The organism is Propionispira arboris, from assembly GCF_900109225.1.
Classification (GTDB): Bacteria; Bacillota; Negativicutes; order Selenomonadales; family Selenomonadaceae; genus Propionispira; species Propionispira arboris.
This window is the reverse complement of record NZ_FNZK01000004.1, coordinates 1-20,857: the sequence shown is the minus strand read 5'-3', so window position 1 is coordinate 20,857 and position 20,857 is coordinate 1. Positions and strand designations below refer to the sequence as shown.

At 39.7% G+C, this 20,857-nt stretch carries 19 protein-coding genes; 2 read left to right on the top strand and 17 right to left on the bottom strand.

Annotated elements, in window-relative coordinates:
* Positions 1 to 27: 27 nt before the first annotated feature.
* Complete coding sequence (gene eno, locus BMY14_RS04970; RefSeq protein ID WP_091829756.1) at positions 28 to 1,311, bottom strand: phosphopyruvate hydratase; 1,284 nt, start codon at positions 1,309 to 1,311, stop codon at positions 28 to 30.
* A 421-nt stretch (positions 1,312 to 1,732) separates the two neighbouring features.
* On the opposite strand from eno, the gene BMY14_RS04965 reads away from it, so the two are divergent.
* Positions 1,733 to 2,512 (top strand): GTP pyrophosphokinase, encoded by a 780-nt coding sequence (locus tag BMY14_RS04965; protein ID WP_091829754.1) that lies wholly within the window; start codon positions 1,733 to 1,735, stop codon positions 2,510 to 2,512.
* A 193-nt stretch (positions 2,513 to 2,705) separates the two neighbouring features.
* Here the strand turns inward: BMY14_RS04965 and BMY14_RS04955 are convergent, their stop codons facing one another.
* From BMY14_RS04955 to BMY14_RS04880, 16 genes are all read right to left on the bottom strand, one after another.
* Entirely contained in the window at positions 2,706 to 3,707 is a 1,002-nt protein-coding gene (locus BMY14_RS04955) for a GGGtGRT protein (RefSeq protein WP_019552503.1), read from the bottom strand.
* 29 nt (positions 3,708 to 3,736) lie between these two features.
* Positions 3,737 to 4,429, bottom strand: a complete 693-nt coding sequence (locus tag BMY14_RS04950) for an iron-sulfur cluster assembly scaffold protein (protein WP_019552504.1) — start codon at positions 4,427 to 4,429, stop codon at positions 3,737 to 3,739.
* A gap of 220 nt (positions 4,430 to 4,649) precedes the next feature.
* Entirely contained in the window at positions 4,650 to 6,173 is a 1,524-nt protein-coding gene (gene gpmI, locus BMY14_RS04945) for a 2,3-bisphosphoglycerate-independent phosphoglycerate mutase (protein WP_091829750.1), read from the bottom strand.
* A 19-nt stretch (positions 6,174 to 6,192) separates the two neighbouring features.
* A complete protein-coding gene (gene tpiA, locus BMY14_RS04940; protein ID WP_019552506.1) occupies positions 6,193 to 6,942 on the bottom strand; it encodes a triose-phosphate isomerase in 750 nt (249 codons plus the stop codon).
* 45 nt (positions 6,943 to 6,987) lie between these two features.
* The gene (locus BMY14_RS04935) at positions 6,988 to 8,175 is read right to left on the bottom strand and encodes a phosphoglycerate kinase (RefSeq protein WP_091829749.1); all 1,188 of its coding nucleotides are present in this window, start codon (positions 8,173 to 8,175) and stop codon (positions 6,988 to 6,990) included.
* A gap of 65 nt (positions 8,176 to 8,240) precedes the next feature.
* Complete coding sequence (gene gap / locus BMY14_RS04930) at positions 8,241 to 9,254, bottom strand: type I glyceraldehyde-3-phosphate dehydrogenase (RefSeq protein WP_091829747.1); 1,014 nt, start codon at positions 9,252 to 9,254, stop codon at positions 8,241 to 8,243.
* A gap of 24 nt (positions 9,255 to 9,278) precedes the next feature.
* Positions 9,279 to 10,331, bottom strand: coding sequence for a sugar-binding transcriptional regulator (locus BMY14_RS04925; protein WP_245741279.1), 1,053 nt, complete (start codon positions 10,329 to 10,331; stop codon positions 9,279 to 9,281).
* A 335-nt stretch (positions 10,332 to 10,666) separates the two neighbouring features.
* A complete protein-coding gene (gene scfB, locus BMY14_RS04920) occupies positions 10,667 to 12,022 on the bottom strand; it encodes a thioether cross-link-forming SCIFF peptide maturase (RefSeq protein ID WP_091829745.1) in 1,356 nt (451 codons plus the stop codon).
* Positions 12,023 to 12,183: 161 nt separating this feature from the next.
* Positions 12,184 to 12,324 carry a six-cysteine ranthipeptide SCIFF gene (gene scfA / locus BMY14_RS04915; RefSeq protein WP_019552511.1) on the bottom strand — a complete coding sequence of 47 codons (141 nt, stop codon included), beginning with the start codon at positions 12,322 to 12,324 and terminating at the stop codon, positions 12,184 to 12,186.
* A gap of 109 nt (positions 12,325 to 12,433) precedes the next feature.
* The gene (locus tag BMY14_RS04910) at positions 12,434 to 13,597 is read right to left on the bottom strand and encodes a copper amine oxidase (protein ID WP_091829744.1); all 1,164 of its coding nucleotides are present in this window, start codon (positions 13,595 to 13,597) and stop codon (positions 12,434 to 12,436) included.
* A gap of 26 nt (positions 13,598 to 13,623) precedes the next feature.
* Complete coding sequence (locus tag BMY14_RS04905) at positions 13,624 to 14,409, bottom strand: polysaccharide deacetylase family protein (protein ID WP_091829742.1); 786 nt, start codon at positions 14,407 to 14,409, stop codon at positions 13,624 to 13,626.
* Positions 14,406 to 15,347 carry a DNA-binding protein WhiA gene (gene whiA / locus BMY14_RS04900; protein WP_091829740.1) on the bottom strand — a complete coding sequence of 314 codons (942 nt, stop codon included), beginning with the start codon at positions 15,345 to 15,347 and terminating at the stop codon, positions 14,406 to 14,408. Before whiA ends, BMY14_RS04905 begins: the two co-directional genes overlap by 4 nt.
* A gap of 15 nt (positions 15,348 to 15,362) precedes the next feature.
* On the bottom strand, positions 15,363 to 16,706 hold the full coding sequence (locus BMY14_RS04895; protein ID WP_091829738.1) for a gluconeogenesis factor YvcK family protein: 1,344 nt from the start codon (positions 16,704 to 16,706) through the stop codon (positions 15,363 to 15,365).
* A 28-nt stretch (positions 16,707 to 16,734) separates the two neighbouring features.
* On the bottom strand, positions 16,735 to 17,625 hold the full coding sequence (gene rapZ, locus BMY14_RS04890) for an RNase adapter RapZ (RefSeq protein ID WP_091829736.1): 891 nt from the start codon (positions 17,623 to 17,625) through the stop codon (positions 16,735 to 16,737).
* Between the two features lie 65 nt (positions 17,626 to 17,690).
* Complete coding sequence (locus BMY14_RS04885) at positions 17,691 to 18,503, bottom strand: Cof-type HAD-IIB family hydrolase (protein ID WP_245741277.1); 813 nt, start codon at positions 18,501 to 18,503, stop codon at positions 17,691 to 17,693.
* A 22-nt stretch (positions 18,504 to 18,525) separates the two neighbouring features.
* The gene (locus BMY14_RS04880) at positions 18,526 to 19,326 is read right to left on the bottom strand and encodes a Cof-type HAD-IIB family hydrolase (RefSeq protein ID WP_091829733.1); all 801 of its coding nucleotides are present in this window, start codon (positions 19,324 to 19,326) and stop codon (positions 18,526 to 18,528) included.
* Between the two features lie 281 nt (positions 19,327 to 19,607).
* Between BMY14_RS04880 and BMY14_RS04875 the strand changes: the two genes are divergently transcribed.
* Positions 19,608 to 20,780: an ISL3 family transposase gene (locus BMY14_RS04875; RefSeq protein WP_091829731.1), complete on the top strand. Its 1,173-nt coding sequence runs from the start codon at positions 19,608 to 19,610 to the stop codon at positions 20,778 to 20,780.
* The last annotated feature ends 77 nt before the right edge of the window (positions 20,781 to 20,857 follow it).

Genomic DNA, 20,857 nt, shown 5'->3' with positions numbered 1-20,857 from the left:
CATTACTTTACGCTGTTCTGCCTATAGTTATTTTAGATTATAAAATACATCCAAACCCTTAAATTTCGCAACACTTGCTAATTCCTGCTCAATTCTAAGCAACTGATTGTATTTAGCAATACGATCACTTCGAGTTGGTGCACCTGTTTTAATTTGTCCAGCATTAAATGCTACAGCAATATCAGCAATCGTCGCATCTTCAGTTTCACCAGAACGATGAGAAACAACACAGGTATAACCGGCTTCTTTAGCCATTTGCATTGCATCAAAAGTTTCCGTCAGAGTTCCAATCTGATTGACTTTTATTAATATAGAATTTCCAACCCCCTGTGCAATACCATCCGCTAAACGAACCGGGTTCGTTACGAATAAATCATCGCCCACTAATTGGATTTTCTTGCCGAGTCGGTCAGTTAATTTTTTCCAGCCAGCCCAGTCATTTTCATCTAAACCATCTTCAATTGAAATAATTGGATATTTATCGACTAATGTTTCATAAAAATCAATCATTTCATCACTGGTACGAACAACACCCTCACCCTTGAAGTTGTATGTTCCATCTTTGTATATTTCAGAAGATGCAACATCAAGAGCCAGCTTAACTTCTTCGCCAGGTTTATACCCTGCTTTTTCAATCGCTTCCACGATCGCACCAAGAGCATCTTCATTGGATGTAAGATTTGGTGCAAAGCCACCTTCATCACCAATAGCTGTATTGAGACCGCGGCTTTTAAGAACAATTTTCAATGCATGATAAATTTCAGTTCCCATACGCAAAGCCTCCGCAAAGGATTTTGCGCCTACCGGCATAATCATAAATTCCTGGATATCAACATTATTATCCGCATGTTCGCCGCCATTTAAAATATTCATCATAGGGACTGGTAATAATTTTGCATTAAACCCGCCAAGATATTGATATAAAGATAAACCATGTGAAGCTGCTGCTGCTTTAGCAACCGCCAGTGAAACACCTAATATTGCATTTGCACCCAAAACACTCTTGTTCGGAGTAGCATCTAATTCACAAAGAAGCGCATCGATACCAATTTGATCCGTTGCATCGAGGCCAATAATTTCTTGAGCAATTTTGTCATTTACGTTGGAAACAGCTTTTAGTACACCTTTGCCGCCATAGCGGTTTTCATCGCCGTCTCTAAGTTCTACGGCTTCATGCATACCAGTAGATGCTCCAGATGGAACGGATGCTCTGCCCATAGTGCCATCTTCTAAAAAAACTTCTACTTCAATTGTTGGATTCCCTCTTGAATCCAAAATTTCTCTAGCAAATACTTCATTAATAATACTCATAAATACTATCCTCCTAAAAAAGATTTTATAGTTTTTATGTTTTTACATGCATTATGCTTATATTCTACACTTTTTTTTTCGATAAGTAAAACATTTTTCCGTAAAAAAATGAATAAAATGTATTCAGAAAATAGATACTATGGATATTTTTTTTACAGTTTTCACAAATGCATATATAATATTTATATTTTATCATATTATCAATATTATATATATATAATGCATTGAAAAAATTTTTTTCAGCCTGTCAGTCTCCCATAAATGGGATATATCATATTGAATACAGCTTAAATTATAGTAACGAAATTTTCCTATCCTAATTATGTAGAAAGTAAAAATTTTTTCAACTGCGCTTTTGTCATCAAAATATCACAAAACTATATTATACTCATGGTAGATAAAGAAAGAGGGGATTGTGTACATGAATAATTTAGTTGCAAAATATGAAGAAAATTATGTTTCCTATCAAAAATTAACAACGCAGTTTCAATCCATGCTATCTCTCCTCCTCCAAAACCAGCCTTTACATATTCACTCCATTATTGGTCGAACGAAAAACAAAGCAAGTTTAGAAAATAAAATTCTGAAAGCAAATGATAAATATAATAGATTAAGTGATATCACAGATATTTGTGGTATCCGTGTCATTACGTATTACGAAGATGAAATCGATAAAATATCCGACTTTATCCGCAGCCACTTTTCGATTGATGAAGAAAATTCCGTGGATAAGCGCAAAAAATTATCACCTGATCGGTTTGGTTATTTGTCCTTGCATTTAATTGTCAATCTGCCGCTTAATAAATTTGGTTTAGGATCCGTCGCTTCTGATCATACCTGTAAAATCGAAATCCAAATCCGTTCGATCCTACAGCATGCCTGGGCTGAAATCGAGCATGATTTAGAATATAAAAATCCCGCTGGAACCTCAGATGAAACTAGACGCCGTTTTTGCCGTCTGGCCAGTGTCTTAGAATTTGCTGACCGTGAATTCAAGGATATTCGTAATTCCATTGAAGAGAAAACCACTGTGCCGGCACTTTATAGAGAATATAAAAAAGAACCACAATCGATCCGTTCATTCAAATTGATCCAACCGGGATTTTTTGAAAAGCTATTGATTCAATTCCCAAACTATGGCTGGGCTGCCTGTGCTTCTCTGATTTTCTTTATGTTTTCTATTTTAATCAATATGTATTAACCTGAAAATCTCGCATTTAGCCTGGTTGGTTTCTACACTTCTTGCCGTGGCTAAATCTTTATATACAAATTTCACACACCCATACGAAAATAAGCCGTTCCCCTCATTCACCGGGAACGGCTTATTTTTATCGACAAAAAGCAGGCGGCCTTGTGCAGCGACCGCCTCTTTTGCATACAAACATTGTACTGAATTATTTACTGAAAGCTTCCTGAATTGCTACAGCTACGGCAACGCTTGCGCCAACCATAGGATTGTTTCCCATACCAATCAAGCCCATCATTTCAACATGAGCTGGTACAGAGGAGGATCCGGCAAACTGTGCATCGGAATGCATACGACCCATTGTATCTGTCATACCATAGGAAGCAGGACCTGCTCCCATGTTATCAGGATGCAAAGTTCTGCCTGTCCCGCCGCCAGAAGCAACTGAGAAGAATTTCTTACCTTTTTCGATACATTCTTTTTTATAACAACCTGCTACAGGATGCTGGAAGCGTGTAGGGTTCGTGGAGTTACCAGTGATAGAGATATCAACATCTTCTCTATGCATGATAGCAACGCCTTCCTGTACGCTGTCAGAGCCATAACATTTGATAGCACTGCGTTCGCCAGCGGAATAGGCTACTTCGCGAACAACATTAACTTCACTTTTTGCATAATCATATTGCGTCTGGACATATGTAAAACCATTGATGCGGGAGATAATCTGTGCTGCATCTTTGCCAAGACCATTCAATATAACTTTTAAAGGAGTTGTGCGAACTTTATTTGCTGTTCTGGCAATACCAATTGCGCCTTCAGCAGCAGCAAAAGATTCATGACCTGCCAAAAAAGCAAAGCACTGTGCATCTTCAGTGAGCAGCATTGCTGCAAGATTACCATGTCCTAACCCTACTTTTCTAGTTTCAGCAACAGAACCCGGAATACAGAAAGCCTGGAGGCCTTCACCAAGTGCTCTTGCGGCATCAGCAGCTTTTGTACAGTTCTTTTTGATTGCAATAGCAGCGCCTAATGTATAAGCCCAACAAGCATTATCAAAGCAAATTGGCTGAATTCCTCTTACGATTTCAGCAACATCAATGCCTTTTTCATCACATATTTTTTTCGCATCTTCAATGGATGCAATTCCAAATTCTTTTATAGCTTCATTAATTTTATCAATACGGCGTTCATAGCCTTCAAATAATGGCATGCGAATTCATTCCTTCCTATTCTCAAAAATTATTCGTTACGAGGGTCTACGTATCTTACAGCTTCAGTGAATCGACCATAAGAACCTTTGGCTTTATCCATAGCATCCTGAGCAGCAATGCCTTTTTTAACCATTTCCATCATTTTGCCAAGATGAATAAATTCATAACCAATAATACGATCTTCTGCATCTAAAGCAAGTCTGGTTACATAACCTTCGGCAAGTTCAAGGTAACGAGGACCTTTGGCGAGTGTGCCATACATTGTACCAACTTGGCTGCGAAGCCCTTTACCAAGATCTTCAAGTCCGGCACCAATTGGCAGTCCGCCTTCTGAGAAAGCAGTCTGTGTTCTACCATAAGCAATCTGTAAGAAAAGTTCTCTCATTGCTGTATTGATAGCATCGCAAACCAAATCCGTATTTAATGCTTCGAGAATAGTTTTACCTGGTAAAATTTCCGATGCCATGGCAGCAGAATGAGTCATTCCAGAGCAGCCAATTGTTTCAACTAAAGCTTCCTGGATAATACCATCTTTAACATTAAGCGTTAATTTACAAGCACCCTGTTGTGGTGCACACCAGCCCACACCATGTGTTAAACCACTGATATCTGTAACTTCTTTGGACTGCACCCATTTACCTTCTTCTGGAATTGGTGCTGAACCATGATTCACTTCTTTAGCTATACATGTCATTTGAGACACTTCATGCGAATAAATCATTTTTGTCTTCCTCTCTTCACTAAGTAATATAAATACACTACCGACCTGTAAAAGGCCAATAAAATTGCATTACACGATTAATATATAAATAAAACATTAAACTATTTTGATATAGCATAAATTTTATTTATCTTTTATTTTATAAATCATTTCGCTCAAAAGAAGCAAGCAACACGGCGAGCTGCACGTCTACAGCTGCACCGGTCGATTGCAATACATTTTATTCAGCTAAAGATTTACCTGTCATCTCATCTGGAATATCAAGACCAGCAATCGTTAAGAGTGTTGGAGCAATATCACACAATGCGCCTTCATGTACTTTTTGAACTTTATCCGAAACAATAATAAACGGTACAACATTTGTTGTATGTGCCGTAAATGGTTCTTGTGTTTCAGGGTTAACCATAACTTCTGCATTACCATGATCTGCCGTAATACATACGCTTCCGCCAACGGAGCGAATTGCATCCACGAAACGGCCCACACAAGTATCAACCGTTTCGACCGCTTTAACAGCTGCCGACAAAATTCCCGTATGACCTACCATATCACCATTTGCATAGTTCAAGATAATAAAATCATATTTTTTGGATTTGATGGAATCCACAACATTATTCGTTACTTCAACCGCACTCATTTCTGGCTGCAAATCATACGTTGCAACTTTTGGTGACGGAATCAATATACGATCTTCGCCCTCAACAGGCTGTTCTACCCCGCCATTAAAAAAGAACGTAACATGTGCATATTTTTCGGTTTCGGCAATACGAAGCTGTTTCATACCATGCTGCTGGATCACTTGCCCTAATGTATTGGTTAAAGTCTGCGGCTTATAAGCAATTTCAGCATGAATGCCTTTTTCGTACTGTGTCAATGTAGCAAAAGAAAGTTTAAGATCCGCCAAACGCGCAAAACCTTCAAAATCTTTATCCGTAAAAGCATGGGTTAATTCTCTGGCACGGTCAGGACGGAAATTAAAGAATATAACCCCATCGCCTGATTTCATACCAGTGTATCCAGCAATTGCCGTTGGCAGAACAAATTCATCGGTTTTGCCATCTGCATAGGAAGCCTTAACTACCGCATCTGCCGAAATAGCTGTCGAACCAGCTGCTTTGGCGATAGCATTGTATGCTTTTTCGACCCGATCCCAACGTTTATCACGATCCATTGCATAGTATCGCCCTGACACGGTAGCGATTTGGCCGATGCCAATTGTTTTTATTTCTTTCTCAAGCTGTGCTACAAAATCAGCTCCGCTCGAAGGCGGAACATCACGACCATCAAGAAAAGCATGAACATATACTTTTTTGAGGCCTTCTTGTTTGGCAAGTTTTAAAAGTGCATATAAATGCTGGTTATGGCTATGAACGCCCCCATCCGATAATAAACCCATCAGGTGCAAAGCACCATCGTGTTTTTTTACGGATTTGATACTGTTCAAAAATACAGGATTCGTAAAAAAATCGCCTTCACGAATTGCTTTTGTTATTCTTGTAAGTTCCTGATATACAATACGGCCTGCACCAATATTCAAATGCCCAACTTCTGAATTCCCCATTTGACCTTCAGGAAGACCAACTGCTTCGCCAGAACATTTCAAATGTGTAGTTGGATATTTTGCCATCAATCCATCAATAATTGGTGTTTTAGCAGCAGCAATCGCATTATTTGGATCCTGCATGTTGCCTAAGCCCCAGCCATCCATAATAATTAAAGCAACAGGAGCATTTGATTTTGCCATGTTCTTTACCTCATTTTTATTAGAATTTTACAATATTACTAAAGTCTTCAGCTTTAAGAGAAGCACCGCCAACAAGAGCACCATCTACATCACTTTTCGACATAAGATCCGCAATTGTGGAAGGTTTTACACTACCGCCATACTGAATACGAACTTTATTTGCTGCATCTTTGCCAAATTTTTCTGCAACAGTTTGACGAATGAATGCACAAACTTCATTTGCTTGATCAGATGTAGCAGTTTTGCCAGTTCCAATCGCCCAAATTGGTTCATAAGCAATGACAATGTTTGCAACCTGATCCGCTGTTAAATCAGCAAGACCGGCTTTGATCTGACCACCAACAAAAGCATTTGTTGTACCAGCTTCACGAATTTCAAGAGTTTCACCGCAGCAGACAATAGGTATAAGTCCAGCTGCAATCGCTGCTTTTGTTCTCTTATTTACAGTTTCATCCGTTTCGGCAAAATATTCACGACGTTCAGAATGACCAATAATAACATATTCTACACAAAGTTCTTTGAGCATTGCAGTGGAAATTTCACCAGTGAAAGCTCCATTTTGTTCCCAATGAACATTTTGTGCACCTAAATGAAGTTTTGTATTGCCACAAGCATTGGCAACTGCTTCCAGTGCCGTTGCAGTCGGACAAACAACGATATCTACTTCAGTTACATCCGCAACCAGTGCAGCAAGGTCTTTTATCAATTTTGTACCTTCGGCAATTGTATTGTTCATTTTCCAGTTACCAGCAATAATCGGTTTACGCATTATAAACAGCCTCCTCAAATTTTAAATGAATATCTTGTAAAAATTTTATTTATTAGCGATCGCTGCAATACCAGGTAAAGTCTTACCTTCTAAGAATTCAAGTGTTGCACCACCGCCAGTGGATATATGCGTGATTTTGTCGGAAAGTCCCGTTTTCTTAAGAGCAGCAATAGAATCTCCGCCGCCAACGATGCTGACTGCTGAAGAATCAGCAACCGCTTTAGCAACGGCTTCTGTACCTTTCGCAAATGCATCCATTTCAAATACACCCATTGGACCATTCCAAACCACTGTTTTTGCGTCTTTAATAGCTTCCGCATATAATAGTGAAGTTTTAGGACCGCTATCGAGTGCTTCCCATTCAGGATCTACTTTATCCACATCGACAATTCTTGTATTTGCATCAGGTGCGAAATCATCAGCAATGACTAAATCAATCGGCAAAACAACCTTAACGCCTTTTGCTTCTGCTTTTTTGAGTAATTCTAACGCCAATTCATATTTATCTGGTTCACAAATTGATTTACCGATTTCATAGCCTTTTGCCGCATCAAACGTATGCGCCATTCCGCCGCCGATAATGAGTGTATCAACTTTTTCCAGTAAATTAGAAATAACGCCAATTTTATCTGAAACTTTAGCGCCGCCAATAATCGCCACAAAAGGACGTTCTGGATTTGCTACAGCCTGACCCACAAATTTAATTTCTTTCTCCATCAATAAACCAGCTACAGTTTCAATGTATTTTGTGATACCTTCAACCGAAGCATGGGCACGATGTGATACACCAAATGCATCATTTACCGCAACATCAGCCAAAGATGCGAGTTGTTTTGAAAATTCCGGATCATTTTTTTCTTCTTCTTTATGATAACGAAGATTTTCCAGTAAAAGTATTTCTCCTGGTTTTAAAGCAGCTGCTGCTTTTTCAGCTTCAGGACCCACACAGTCAGAAGCAAATTTCACTTCTTTGCCAATGATTTCAGAAAGACGTTTTGCTACTGGAGCAACGGAAAATTTAGCCACTCTTTCACCTTTTGGACGACCAAGGTGACAAGCAAGAATAACAGCTGCATTATGATCCAATAAATACTGTAATGTAGGCAGCGTAGCTTGAATTCTGGCATCATTTGTAATATTAAGGGCTTCATCCATTGGTACATTGTAATCCACACGAACAAAAACCTTTTTACCATTTACATCAATATCAGCTAAAGACTTTTTATTTAACATATATGGGCCTCCCTAAATTAAAATGGTCCGGCCCAACAAGGCCGGACCCAAAAGATCTTTAAATTTTATGCAAGTTCTGCAAAGTACTTAATTGTACGAACCATTTGGCTTGTATAGCTGTTTTCATTATCATACCATGAAACAACTTGAACCTGAGTATCACCATTAGGTAAAGCAGATACCATTGTTTGTGTAGCATCGAATAAAGAACCAAATCTGATACCAACGATATCGCTGGATACGAGTTGTTCTTCTGTATAACCGAAAGATTCAGTCGTTGCTGCTTTCATAGCTGCATTAACCTGATCTACAGTAACAGCGCCTTTAACAACTGCAATCAAGATTGTAGTTGAACCAGTTGGAACTGGAACACGTTGTGCTGAACCAATTAATTTGCCTAATAATTCAGGAATAACTAAGCCGATAGCTTTTGCTGCGCCTGTAGAGTTAGGAACGATATTAACAGCTGCTGCACGGGATCTTCTCAAATCGCCATTTCTCTGTGGGCCATCAAGAGTCATCTGATCACCAGTGTATGCATGAATTGTGCTCATGATACCGCTTTGAATCGGAGCTAATTTATTAAGAGTATCAGCCATAGGAGCTAAGCAGTTTGTAGTACAAGAAGCTGCGGAAATTACTGTATCGCTGGCTTTCAAAATGTTATGGTTAACATTAAATACAACTGTAGGAAGATCGTTACCTGCTGGAGCAGAGATAACAACTTTTTTAGCACCTGCTTTGATATGTGCAGAAGCTTTTTCTTTGGAAGTGTAGAATCCTGTACATTCAAGAACTACGTCTACTTTGAGTTCGCCCCAAGGTAATTCAGCTGCATTTGCTTTTGCATAAATTGTAATTTTTTTGCCATCAACTGTGATAGAATCTTCACCAGCTGTTACTTTATCGCCTAAAGCATATCTGCCCTGTGAAGAATCATATTTCAATAAGTGTGCAAGCATTTTAGGACTCGTTAAGTCGTTGATTGCAACAACTTCATATCCTTCAGCCCCGAACATTTGTCTAAATGCAAGACGTCCAATACGTCCAAACCCATTAATTGCTACTTTTACTGCCATTGTGAAAATACCCCCTAATTTTTTTTAAAAACTTTTCTGAGATTTCTCAGATTTTATTATTGACTGAATATTACTGGCAGCAGCTTCATCCAAAATCAAGACATCATGACTGCCTGCCCTGATTACTGCTATGATAGCCTCGGCTTTATTTGCGCCGCCAACTACCGCTATTGTCCTGCCTACTCCCGCCAGATTATTCAGACGAAAACCATTCGCATTGTATGTGTAAACACACTTGCCGCTGCGGTCAAAATAATGACCCAACGCTTCTCCCACTGCCAATTTGCAAATATTTTCTGCAACCTTAGCCGTATGATTTCTTCTATGTACCATAACATCAGCCCGGCCAATGCTGTGAATCAAAATATCTGCACTTTTTATCAAAAACTCAATTTCATCAATCGTATGATCCGTTACTTTCAAGGCCTCTAGTGCTTCATCATTCAATCCTTCAGGAATATGTAAAAGCCGATATTGTCCACCTAAATTATTAGCCATCACAGCTGCAACTGAATTTGCCTGGCGTTCTACATTTTCCCCAAGTCCGCCGCGTGTTGGAACAATCAATATGTCCGGCATAGTTCCAGTAACGGCTTTTGCAACAGCAGCCATGGTGGATCCGCCGCTTACAGCTACGGTCATATGCTCTGATAACATACCTACCAAAACCCGTGATGCAACGCGTCCCAATTCTCGAAAAACACAAGGATCATGTTCACTATCACCAGAAACAATCTTAACCTGATTAAGTCCTAATTCTTTTTCCAAAAAATATTCTAGTTTGGAAAAACCATGTAGTACATCGACATATTCACTAAGATCAGAAATTACAGCCTGTCCTGCCTGTGTGACCGAGACACCGAGTCCCGATAATTCAATCAGACCGACATTTTTTAAAACCTTGATCCCAGATCTTACACTCGATTCAGCAAGTTCCATTTGACTTGCTAACGCACGTCTACCGATTGGCTGATGGTAGCGAATATGCTTTAGAAGATTATAACGTTCTTCCATCAGACCGTTTAATTCAGGAACGATCTTCTTTTGCAAATCAATAATTTTTTCTATTTCTTCCAATTTTCACTACCCCTGGGGTTTATCGAATCCCACCGGTTTATTTTCTATCCCGATGTTTATCATACAATAAATTTCAATAGATTGTCAATGATTTTTCGATAAAATCCAGGCTAATTCCATGATAAAAATGCTAAATTATCAAAAAATTCGTTAAATATAAAACATGCTTATATTTGGAGTGCAACCCATAATTATTAATTATGTTAAGATTATAAATGTCCCTTTCTATTCATTATGATGATTTCACCAAAACTCATAAAACTCCTGCTCAAAAATAATGTATAAAAAAATAAAACCGATCAATGAAACAGAGTCCATCGATCGGTTTTATTTTTTTATTTTTCCATAGCAATACTTGCCTGGACCATCAAAGCACATTCAAGACGTTTTTTTTGCAGTTCACAGCCAAATTCATACGGTTTGCGAATATCACCGTTAAAGAGATCTGCATTGGCATGACACCCACCGCTGCAGAAAAATCTTGCCCAGCAGTCACGGCATTTTTCTTTATTTAATACATGAGAATTTCTAAAATATGCTGGCATATCTTTTTTCTGAACCCCTTCAAAAATCGTACCCAAAAGATATTTTTCCCGTCCCACAAATTGATGGCATGGATACATATCACCATTTGAAGCTACCGCATAATACTCATGACCTGCACCACAGCCGCTGAGACGTTTGGCAACACACGGACCATTGCTTAGATCCATATTGAAATGAAAAAAGAAAAAGCCATTTCCCTCACGACGGCGATCTAGATAGGCCTGCGTCAATTTATCATATTCGGAAAATAGCTGCGGCAAATCCTTGTTGGTAAAGGCATAGTCTTCATCTTTTGCAACAACGGGTTCCACGGATAAAATATCAAACCCCTGGTCTGCCATATCGAGCACATCTGCTGTAAAATCAGGATTATAAGCCGTAAAAGTACCTCGCAGATAATAATCCTGACCATTGCGTGAACGCACCATTTTCTGAAAATTTTTAAGAGCCTGATCATAGCTTCCTTTACCGCCAATATTAGGCCGCATACGATCATGAACTTCCTTGCGTCCATCCAGACTCAGTACCAGACTAATTTTATTATCATTCAAATAAGCAATGGTTTCATCATTGAGCAAAATGCCATTGGTCGTAAGTGTCAATTTAAAAACCTTGCCCGTTTCCTGCTCGCGCTTTCGTACATAAGACACTACATGTTTGACAACTGGCATATTCATGAGCGGTTCACCGCCAAAAAAGTCAATTTCACAATGTTTGCGGCTGCCGCTATGACTGATAATATATTCTACTGCTGCTTCGCCGACTTCATTGCTCATAAGTCCACGGTCGTGGCCAAAATCTCCTGTACCGGCAAAACAATATTTACAGCGCAGATTGCAGTCATGTGCGACCAAAAGGCATAAGGATTTAACTAAACCTTCTTCTTTAAAAGTCGGCGGCACATCAATATCCGGAGCAAAAAGTTCTTGTGCCTCAATCAGCCCCTGGAGTTCTTCAATGGACTCTCTTAAATCAGATTCTGCATATGCCCCTTTTAGCTTTTGTACCGTGTCTTCGGCATTGCTGCCATCAAAAATATCCATCATATCATAAATCATCTTATCAATAACATGGACGGCTCCACTATTGATATCTAACATTATGTACATACCATTTTGGATGAATTTGTGTATTCTATCTTTCACGACTCTTGTCTCCCTGCCCTTAGTTTATTTTCTGTTATATAACGAATTAAAGAATGCCGCTGCATTTGCCGGCGGCCAACTTTAACAAAACATACATTTTATATCTGCCTAAAAAAACGGACCCCTTGCCGTGAAAACAACAAGAGGCCCTTCTTTGCTGCTTATTTTGCGCAAACTTGATTTCCTACTGTACAAGACGTTTTACAAGCTGATTGGCAGGATGCCTGACATTCGCCGCAGCCGCCTGTATGAACTGTACGTTGAAGTGAAGGTTTATTCACTGTTGTAATCCGTTTAGCCATGTGCTCAGCCTCCTTATTACTTTTCTATAACCTGTGCAAAGTTTTAGCCTTTGAACATATTACTGATATATATTGTAGCGTTTTTTCTTTAACTAATCAAGTATACCCCTTAGTCAACCGGTATCAAAACCAGGTTCACCGGCAAATTCGAAGCTCCTGGCGGTGAAAATTCAAACCATGTAGAAGCAAAATCATTGTAAGTTCCTAATTCGGCTAATTCATTGACATCAATTTTCTCACCAAAAAATGTCCGATCTGCAGGGGTCAAGAGCATTTCTTTTGAACTGTTCATTGCCCGCCCTACAGTCATCGCACCGGCATAGACACCACCGCGCGGCATCAGGTAATACTTGGTTTTCCCCATACCTTTCGTCGGAATATGAATTTTGTAAAGGATTCCATAATTCCCGTAGTTTTTCACGATACTGCCATCTGTAGCATCAATTCCCGTACGATATTCATCATTTTTATCATCAGCTAGCGGAATATAAACAGCACCATCTTTACTGCCGTCATAGGTTTGCTCGCTTTTTACGATACGATCCATCCCGACAAACGTACCGCGCAAACGATGGGAATCAGCTGGCAAAACACGGGCACGGTTAAGAAACTGCACCGGATCATCTTCTGCTGGCAGCATGACAACCGATACCTTAATCGGAACCTTCGTTTCAAAATCAAATACACCGTAAACCAATTGTCCCGGTTCGACAATCAACTGATTCATCTTTGAATCCAACAAACGCTTTCCATTGGCAAAAATATGAATCCGATCCAATTTAGGTGCCTTAAAATATTCGGTTTGTGTCTGTTTGCCGACAGATAAATAATCATCACCAGGAGTCCCCATGCCGCCACGGGAAACCGAAACATCCGTCTCATCTGATGACATATTTTCCAGGACAACTGCAATTTTCTTGTTTAATTTCGTTGCGTTTAAATGATAATATAAAATCCGGCTTTTCCCTTGAACTGTATCCGTATACAATATACCATCCTGTTCAACCATTTCCGGACTATCTGAAAAGAGCAGAGTCCCCCCCACATCAGCAGAGACGACCGGCCATATTTTCATCGTATTGATACCCGGTTTTGGTGCTTTGGAATAAGGTTGTTTAACCTTGCCGTCGGCTGAAACCAGTGATTGTTCTATTTTCACCAGGCCCTCTTTATCTTTTTCCATTGGCTGATGTGCAGCTTCTGCACTTGACAAACGCATCACTAAACCAAGCACTGCTGTAAAAATAAATAATTTTTTTGAAATTACTTTCATTGTCATCCCCCTTGTATCTATAAACCTCAAACATGCTGTGAAATTCCCAGCCTGGTAAAAATTTCTGCTTTCAGCAGACGCACTTTAAATTCTATCAAACCTAAACGTGGTCGCGGTATATTGACTCGCTGTAATAAATAAGGATTCGTCGCAAACGTATTAAGCCCCGCATCCCCTGTTACAGCACCTAAATACTGACCATCTTTTAAAATCTGCTCTGTCTCATCATCGTAAGCTCCATTCGGATACGAAAAGAAAAAGACTGTCTTGATACCATTCCATTCCAAGAGTAATTTGGAAAGATTCAATTCATCGTGTTTCTGTTTTGAGTCCAGTGTTGTCACCGGCAGATGATTGGCTGTATGTGAACCAATTTCAATATTTTTATTTTGCATATCACGCAGCTGTGTCCAATTTAAATAGCCATCTGTCCCAATCATATTCGTAATTATAAAAACCGTAGCTTTCATATTTTCTTTTTCCAGCAGCGGCAAAAGATCCGTATAATTGTCAACATACCCATCATCAAATGTCAAGATAATCGGTTTGTCCGGTAATGTTTCTTTACCTTTTTTCGCTTTTATAAAATCCAACAGTGAGATCGTCGTATAACCCTGCTCTTTTAAATAGTGAATCTGCTGAGCAAACTCTTCCGACGGCACCGTATAAGCATCCTCTTCTGTATCATTGACCATATGGTATTCAAGAATAGGCACACCTTTTGGTGGATACAGCATCGTATCAATAAAAAAAGATGCTGCCAACACAATAAAAAAGGCGCTCAGCGCCAAGATTTTTTTTCTTAGATTCAATCTGCTTCACCTTCTGTTAATTCTACTGCAATTTTTTCCAATTTTCTAAGTCGATGGTTTATACCTGATTTGCTAATATGAAGTACTTCCGCCAATTCTTTTAAACTCGAATCCGGATGGCTAAGGCGAACCACAGCAACCTCTTGCAAAGGCTCCGGCAAACTATCAAAACCCAGCTTTGCTTTTATTAACTTAATATGTTCCATCTGACGTACCGATGCATTCGCCGTTTTTTGCAGGTTTGCTGTTTCGCAGTTCACTAAACGATTTACCTGGTTACGCACCTCTTTTAGATTGCGAGCCACTTCAAACTCCACTAAAGCATTTTCCGCCCCAATAATCGCTAAAAAATCCATAATGGCATCGCTTTCTTTAATATAAACAATATAATCATTTTTACGTTCACTCAGTCCAACAGGCAAATCAAATTTGCGGCAAAGCGACAGCAGCAACTGGGCAAAAACTTCGCTTCCCGTAACAAGCTCCAAATGATAACTGCCTTCCGGTCTGTTTACCGATCCGCCACCCAAAAACGCCCCGCGCAAATAAGCATGACGGCAGCAATGTTTACGCAAAATGGCGCTGTCACTGCCGACGTTTAGAGTAGCCCCATGCATAAGACCTAACTTTGCCAAAAGGTCACTGACAATCAACGAAGGAATGACCCTGACACAATAGCTGTTATGTTTTTTCAACCGTCTGGCCCGACTGACCATTACTTCCGTCCGCACCTCGCCACTGGATTTCAAAAGTGTCAGGGTCCGTCTTGCAACTGCTGCATTTTCCGTTGTAAAATTAATACCTAAACTTCGTTTGCCCCCCATCGTCATCACAGCGCCCATTCGCAAGAGGGCTGCGAGTTCAGCTATTTTACAGCAGCTATTTTCATCCACAAGTCGAGCCACTTCATTTTTTACTTCTGTTGCAAAGGATGGCATTTCATTCAATCCTCTTTATTTTAATTTATTGCCAGTCATATAATAATCCAGCATCCTCATATTTTCAGGATTTGCTTTCAGACCATAAACCATTTTCATGACATTTCGCGATAATTTGACTGGATCATGATGTATTACATTCGTTTCGCTGATAATATCAGCTTTAACAAAACCAACGCCCAGTGCATTTAGTTCATCTTCATCCACAAGAACTGGAAATGAATTTTGTTTTGCATAAAATTCCTGCAATTCTGGCGAAATAACACCGGAGTTCACCAGGACATAATCAATCGATCCCGGGCCAGCATGATCTAAGATCGCTTTCGCATGCATAGACGCCGTGTACCCATCCGTTTCACCAGACTGTGTCATTACATTGCAAATATATATTTTAACGGCTTTACTCTCCCGCAGTGTTTTTGCAACATCATCCACCAGTAGATTTGGCATAATGCTCGTGTACAGACTGCCCGGTCCTAAAATAATTGCATCTGCTTTTTTGATTGCCTCAATCGAAGATGCCACTGGCTTTACATGTTCTGGTGACAGATGAACCCGATGGATTCTCTTATGAACCAACGGAATTTGTGATTCACCTTCCACCACACTGCCATCCGTCATCGTTGCATTGAGGCGCACAATCTCTGTACTGGCCGGAAGCACTCGTCCTTTTACAGCCAATACCTTGCTTGATTCTTTCAAAGCAGTTTCTACATCACCCGTGACTTCCGTCATCGCCGCGATGAACAAATTGCCGAAGCTATGCCCGGCAAGTTCACTCGTGCCGCCAAATCGATGCTGGAATAATTTTTCCATCAACGGTTCTGTATCGGCAAGTGCCACTAAACAGTTACGCAAATCTCCCGGCGGAATAATCCCCAGTTCCTCCCGCAAACGCCCCGAAGAACCACCATCATCTGCCACAGTAACCACCGCCGTAACATTACTCGTCGCTTCCTTAATTCCACGCAACAAAACAGAAAGCCCTGTACCACCGCCAATTACAGTCACAGCCGGCCCCCGGTTAAGTTTGCGTTTTTCATAAATCAAATCAACCAGTTTGTCAGAACTATCCGGTAGTAAAACAGTAATAACCGAACGAATAATCATCCTCGTTGCTAAAAGCATGATGATGCTTCCAACTAGAATCACGACACTGCCGACCACAGCCGTTACCATATAATAGTAAGTGCCAGTCCACATATATACCGTTCGAAAAATCAGTTCTTCAATATTATCAATGTATTTGTAGTTAAATACGACTGCCAAACCTAAGCTGACCATCATAACACCGACTGCAAACAAAAACAGCCATCGTTTAAATCGCATGCCCGGATACAGCCATTTCAATAAATGCATATCATTCCCTCGACTTCAATTCATAATCTCATTCCTGGCGCGGATGTTCATGAACATCATTTTTCATTAAATCACGATGCTCAATATTTGCTCCATAGCCACGTGCTTTTAAAAACTCAAACAGATGCTTCGCTATATATACAGAGCGATGCATTCCGCCAGTACAGCCCACGGCAAGAACCAGCTGGCTTTTCCCCTCTTTGATGTATTGGGGAACCAGAAAATCAACCATATCATCTAATTTCTCAAGAAACTGCTGCGTTACCGGCCATTTGGCAATATATTCAGCAACGCTTGGTACTGCGCCGCTTTTATGACGCAAAGCATCAATATAAAACGGATTTGGCAAAAAACGTACATCAAAAACCATATCTGCATCCAGCGGCATACCAAATTTAAACCCAAACGACACAACCGTAATATTCATCTGTTCGCCCTGGCAATTACCAAACAAACGCAAAACTTTATCTTTTAGTTCCGATTTTTTCAGTTCTGTTGTATCAATAATATGAGTGGCTCGATTGCGAATCGGCGCCAAACGTTCTCGCTCTTTGGCAATTCCATCGCTAATTCTTGAGCTTGGCGCCATCGGATGACGGCGGCGAGTTTCTTTATAGCGTCGAATAATTGTTGCATCGGATGCTTCCATAAAAACCATATCATAAGGTTGATTTTCCTGATCCATTTGTTCAACAACATGAATCAGCGCATCAAAAAATTCACGGCTGCGCATATCGACAACTAATACAACTTTATTGACCCGGCCAGCAGAATGGGCACAAAGCTCAACAAACTTGGGGATAAACATCGGTGGTAGATTATCCACGCAGAAATATCCTAAATCTTCCATATGTCTGCACACTTGCGTTTTACCAGCACCAGACATGCCTGTAATAATAACTAAATGAAAATCATCCATCGGTTACCACCTCCATAGTTTTCAAAATAAAGTCTATTCAATTATAGGTCAAAAAGGAGAAAAAATCAAAAGCTTCGGTTTTTCAGTACATAGCGTTCAATCGCCTTGCCAATTCCATCTTGATCACAGGTATCGGTAACCACATCGGCGGCTTGTTTTGCCTGCTCAAGAGCATTACCCGTAGCCACGCTAAACCCTGCATATTCCAGCATCGCCAGATCGTTATCACCATCACCACAGGCCATCACTTCATCCGATCTTAAATTCAAATGATCCAGCAGTGCTTTAAGCCCCACTGCTTTGTTAATACCCGGGGGCGTCAGATCAACACTTATATCCGTATTTTGCTGAGGGTCCAGCAAACCGGAAAACTGAGCACGGATCTTTTCCGTAATTGCAGCTACACCACCATCTTTATCACGGATAACAATCTGAATAACATCTTTCGTATAAGATAAAAAATCATCACCAACGGCATTGAGATTAAACCCTTTTACCGTGCGATACGAACCAAACATATCCGGACGAAAATCTTTCGCATAAATCTGGGTATCAATATACCATTGTGCATACCAGTCATTTTTATAACATTCAGCAAGAACTTCACGTGCCACCGATTCTTTATAACATTTGACAAAAATTGGCGGCTGCGCAGCGTCCCCCCGAACCAAACCACCATTGCAGCAAATGACGGGCACCTGTGCACCGATCATTTTAGCGAAATAGGCTGCTGCCATATACATTCGGCCTGTCGCAATCGTAATATAGATGCCTCGTTCCTTTGCTGCCTGCAATGCTGCAAACGTACGCGGCGTAATTATTTTCTGTGAATTTAATAAAGTCCCGTCTAAATCCATCGCAATTAATTTAATTGACATTTTTTCACCTGATTCTATCGAATTATTCCAATACATATTTATGGATGGCCGCAGCCACACCACTATGCATATTATCTTCCGTAACATAGTCACAGACCGATTTCACATAATCGCTGGCATTGCCCATAGCCACACTAAAACCAGCTTCTTTGAGCATTGGCAAATCATTATTCGAATCACCGATTGCCATGACTTCAACTTTTTGTAAATTCATTTTTTCCAGTAAAATCTGTAAAGATGTTGCTTTATTTACGCCTGGATTGATGATCTCAATATAGGTCGGATTTGATTTTACCGCAAAAATCCGATCACCAAAGCGGGCTTGAAGTTTTGCAACACCTGCATCCGATTCTGTACTGCCGCTCGTGATTACAAGCATTTTAGGCACCAGTTGCGTCTTTTCATATAGACCGGCTGTTCCCACAGCTTCCCCCTCAAGCCCCGCCATCGCTTCATAACCCCGAGCAATATCATTGCGTTCAGCAAAATACAGACGGTCATCCTGACAAATTTGAATATACCAGTTTTGTTCCAAACAATAATCTAAAACATCCTTCACAGTTTGCGGATCGAGATATGATTCAAAAAGCACTTCTCCCGAAACGGATTTGATAAGTGCTCCATTATATGTAATAATCGGCACATCAACATCAAGCTGCTTTGCATAAGGCAAAGCAGAAACATACATGCGTCCTGTAGCAATGGTTACCGTTGTCCCCTGTGCCACAGCATCCTGAATTGCCAGCTTATTCTCTGCTGATATTTCATTTTCCCGATTTAAAAGTGTTCCATCCAAATCTGTTACAAATAACTTTATTGCCATAGTGAACCCCCAATTTTCATGATACAAGTTGAAATCTGCCTGCCAATCATTCTATGCGACACGTAAGTTGTATTATATATAGTAACACTCAAACATTCAACTTTCAATCCATCTATTATTGTCTCATGTTTTCAAAAAAATGGTTCTATAATAAATGTTGGGGTAAGCAAAAAACAAATTGCTTATTCCAACATATTTTTTTGCATAAAAATAGAGCATAAAGTGAATAACTCATTTACAATTAAAGTTACCACAACACTAACCGAAAGGGGTTATCACTTATGCTCAATATTCAGTTTACTACACTTTTCTTAGACTTGGAAGACCTTTCTATTATAAATGTTACAGAAAATTCACTGACGGTTCAATTGCCACGTAAACTCCATATATGCCCATCCTGTGGGCAGCAGACGCAAAAAGTTCATGATTATCGCCTTCAAAAAATAAAACATCTTCCTTTATTACATAAAACTTATGATTTATTCCTGCGCAAACGACGCTATGTCTGTCCGCATTGCTCAAAACGTTTTTTTGAAGACAATCCTTTTCTTTTGAAATATCAACGAATGACGACGTTGCTAAAACAATTTATTATTTCTCAATTTGCACAAGTAAAGTCTGCTTCTGCGATTGCTAAAGACACCAACGTTTCTGTTACGACAGCATTACGTCTTTTCGATCATGTCGACTATCCAAAACCACAGCTGCCAGAAGTATTGTCTATTGATGAATTCAAAGGAAACGCAGATGGAGAGGAATTTCAATGCTTGCTTGTAAATCCGAAGGATAAAAGACCCTTAGACATATTAGAAAACAGAAAAACGGATGACCTGTGCAAATATTTTGCGTCTTTTCCCATAGAGCAGCGAGCCCATGTAAAATATGTAGTTATGGATTTAAGCAGTTTATTTCGCTCTGTAATTAAAAGTAGTTTCCCGAATGCTAAGATTATTGCTGATAAATTCCATACATGCAGGCTTGCGAATTGGGCATTAGAAAGTGTTCGCAAAGAAGTCCAAAAAGAGTTTTCGGACTACCGTCGGAAATATTTTAAAAAGAGCCGGTTCCTCTTATTGAAGAGGCATAAAAATTTAAAACGAGATGAAGATAAAGAACAATTGGCCAATATGCTGGCTGTATCTGAAAAATTAAGTCAGGCCTATCGTTTAAAAGAATTATTTTATGAAGTAATGGACAGCACGGATAGTGTAGAATATGTAAAACGATTTAAACAGTGGCAAGAAAACGTTATGAGATATGATATAAAACAATTCAACAAATTAATGAAGACAGTGATCGAATGGAAAAATGAAATTATTGCAGCAATTTCAACGGGTTATAGCAATGGATATATAGAAGGATGTAACAATCGAACAAAGGTACTCAAACGGACTTGTTATGGCATACAAAAATTTAAACGAATGAGAAATCGGATACTTTATATGGCTGCATAAAAATAGAAAATAGCGAGGAGAAATCCCCTCGCTAAAAATTCACTTTATGTTTTTACCCCAACACTTGACAAAGAACC

Coding starts and splice junctions, on each gene's coding strand:
- eno (WP_091829756.1), bottom strand. CDS start 1,311: ATGAGTATTATTAATGAAGTATTTGCTAGAGAAATTTTGGATTCAAGA.
- BMY14_RS04965 (WP_091829754.1), top strand. CDS start 1,733: ATGAATAATTTAGTTGCAAAATATGAAGAAAATTATGTTTCCTATCAA.
- BMY14_RS04955 (WP_019552503.1), bottom strand. CDS start 3,707: ATGCCATTATTTGAAGGCTATGAACGCCGTATTGATAAAATTAATGAA.
- BMY14_RS04950 (WP_019552504.1), bottom strand. CDS start 4,429: ATGATTTATTCGCATGAAGTGTCTCAAATGACATGTATAGCTAAAGAA.
- gpmI (WP_091829750.1), bottom strand. CDS start 6,173: ATGGCAAAATCAAATGCTCCTGTTGCTTTAATTATTATGGATGGCTGG.
- tpiA (WP_019552506.1), bottom strand. CDS start 6,942: ATGCGTAAACCGATTATTGCTGGTAACTGGAAAATGAACAATACAATT.
- BMY14_RS04935 (WP_091829749.1), bottom strand. CDS start 8,175: ATGTTAAATAAAAAGTCTTTAGCTGATATTGATGTAAATGGTAAAAAG.
- gap (WP_091829747.1), bottom strand. CDS start 9,254: ATGGCAGTAAAAGTAGCAATTAATGGGTTTGGACGTATTGGACGTCTT.
- scfA (WP_019552511.1), bottom strand. CDS start 12,324: ATGGCTAAACGGATTACAACAGTGAATAAACCTTCACTTCAACGTACA.
- BMY14_RS04910 (WP_091829744.1), bottom strand. CDS start 13,597: ATGAAAGTAATTTCAAAAAAATTATTTATTTTTACAGCAGTGCTTGGT.
- whiA (WP_091829740.1), bottom strand. CDS start 15,347: ATGCCATCCTTTGCAACAGAAGTAAAAAATGAAGTGGCTCGACTTGTG.
- BMY14_RS04895 (WP_091829738.1), bottom strand. CDS start 16,706: ATGCATTTATTGAAATGGCTGTATCCGGGCATGCGATTTAAACGATGG.
- rapZ (WP_091829736.1), bottom strand. CDS start 17,625: ATGGATGATTTTCATTTAGTTATTATTACAGGCATGTCTGGTGCTGGT.
- BMY14_RS04885 (WP_245741277.1), bottom strand. CDS start 18,503: ATGTCAATTAAATTAATTGCGATGGATTTAGACGGGACTTTATTAAAT.
- BMY14_RS04880 (WP_091829733.1), bottom strand. CDS start 19,326: ATGGCAATAAAGTTATTTGTAACAGATTTGGATGGAACACTTTTAAAT.
- BMY14_RS04875 (WP_091829731.1), top strand. CDS start 19,608: ATGCTCAATATTCAGTTTACTACACTTTTCTTAGACTTGGAAGACCTT.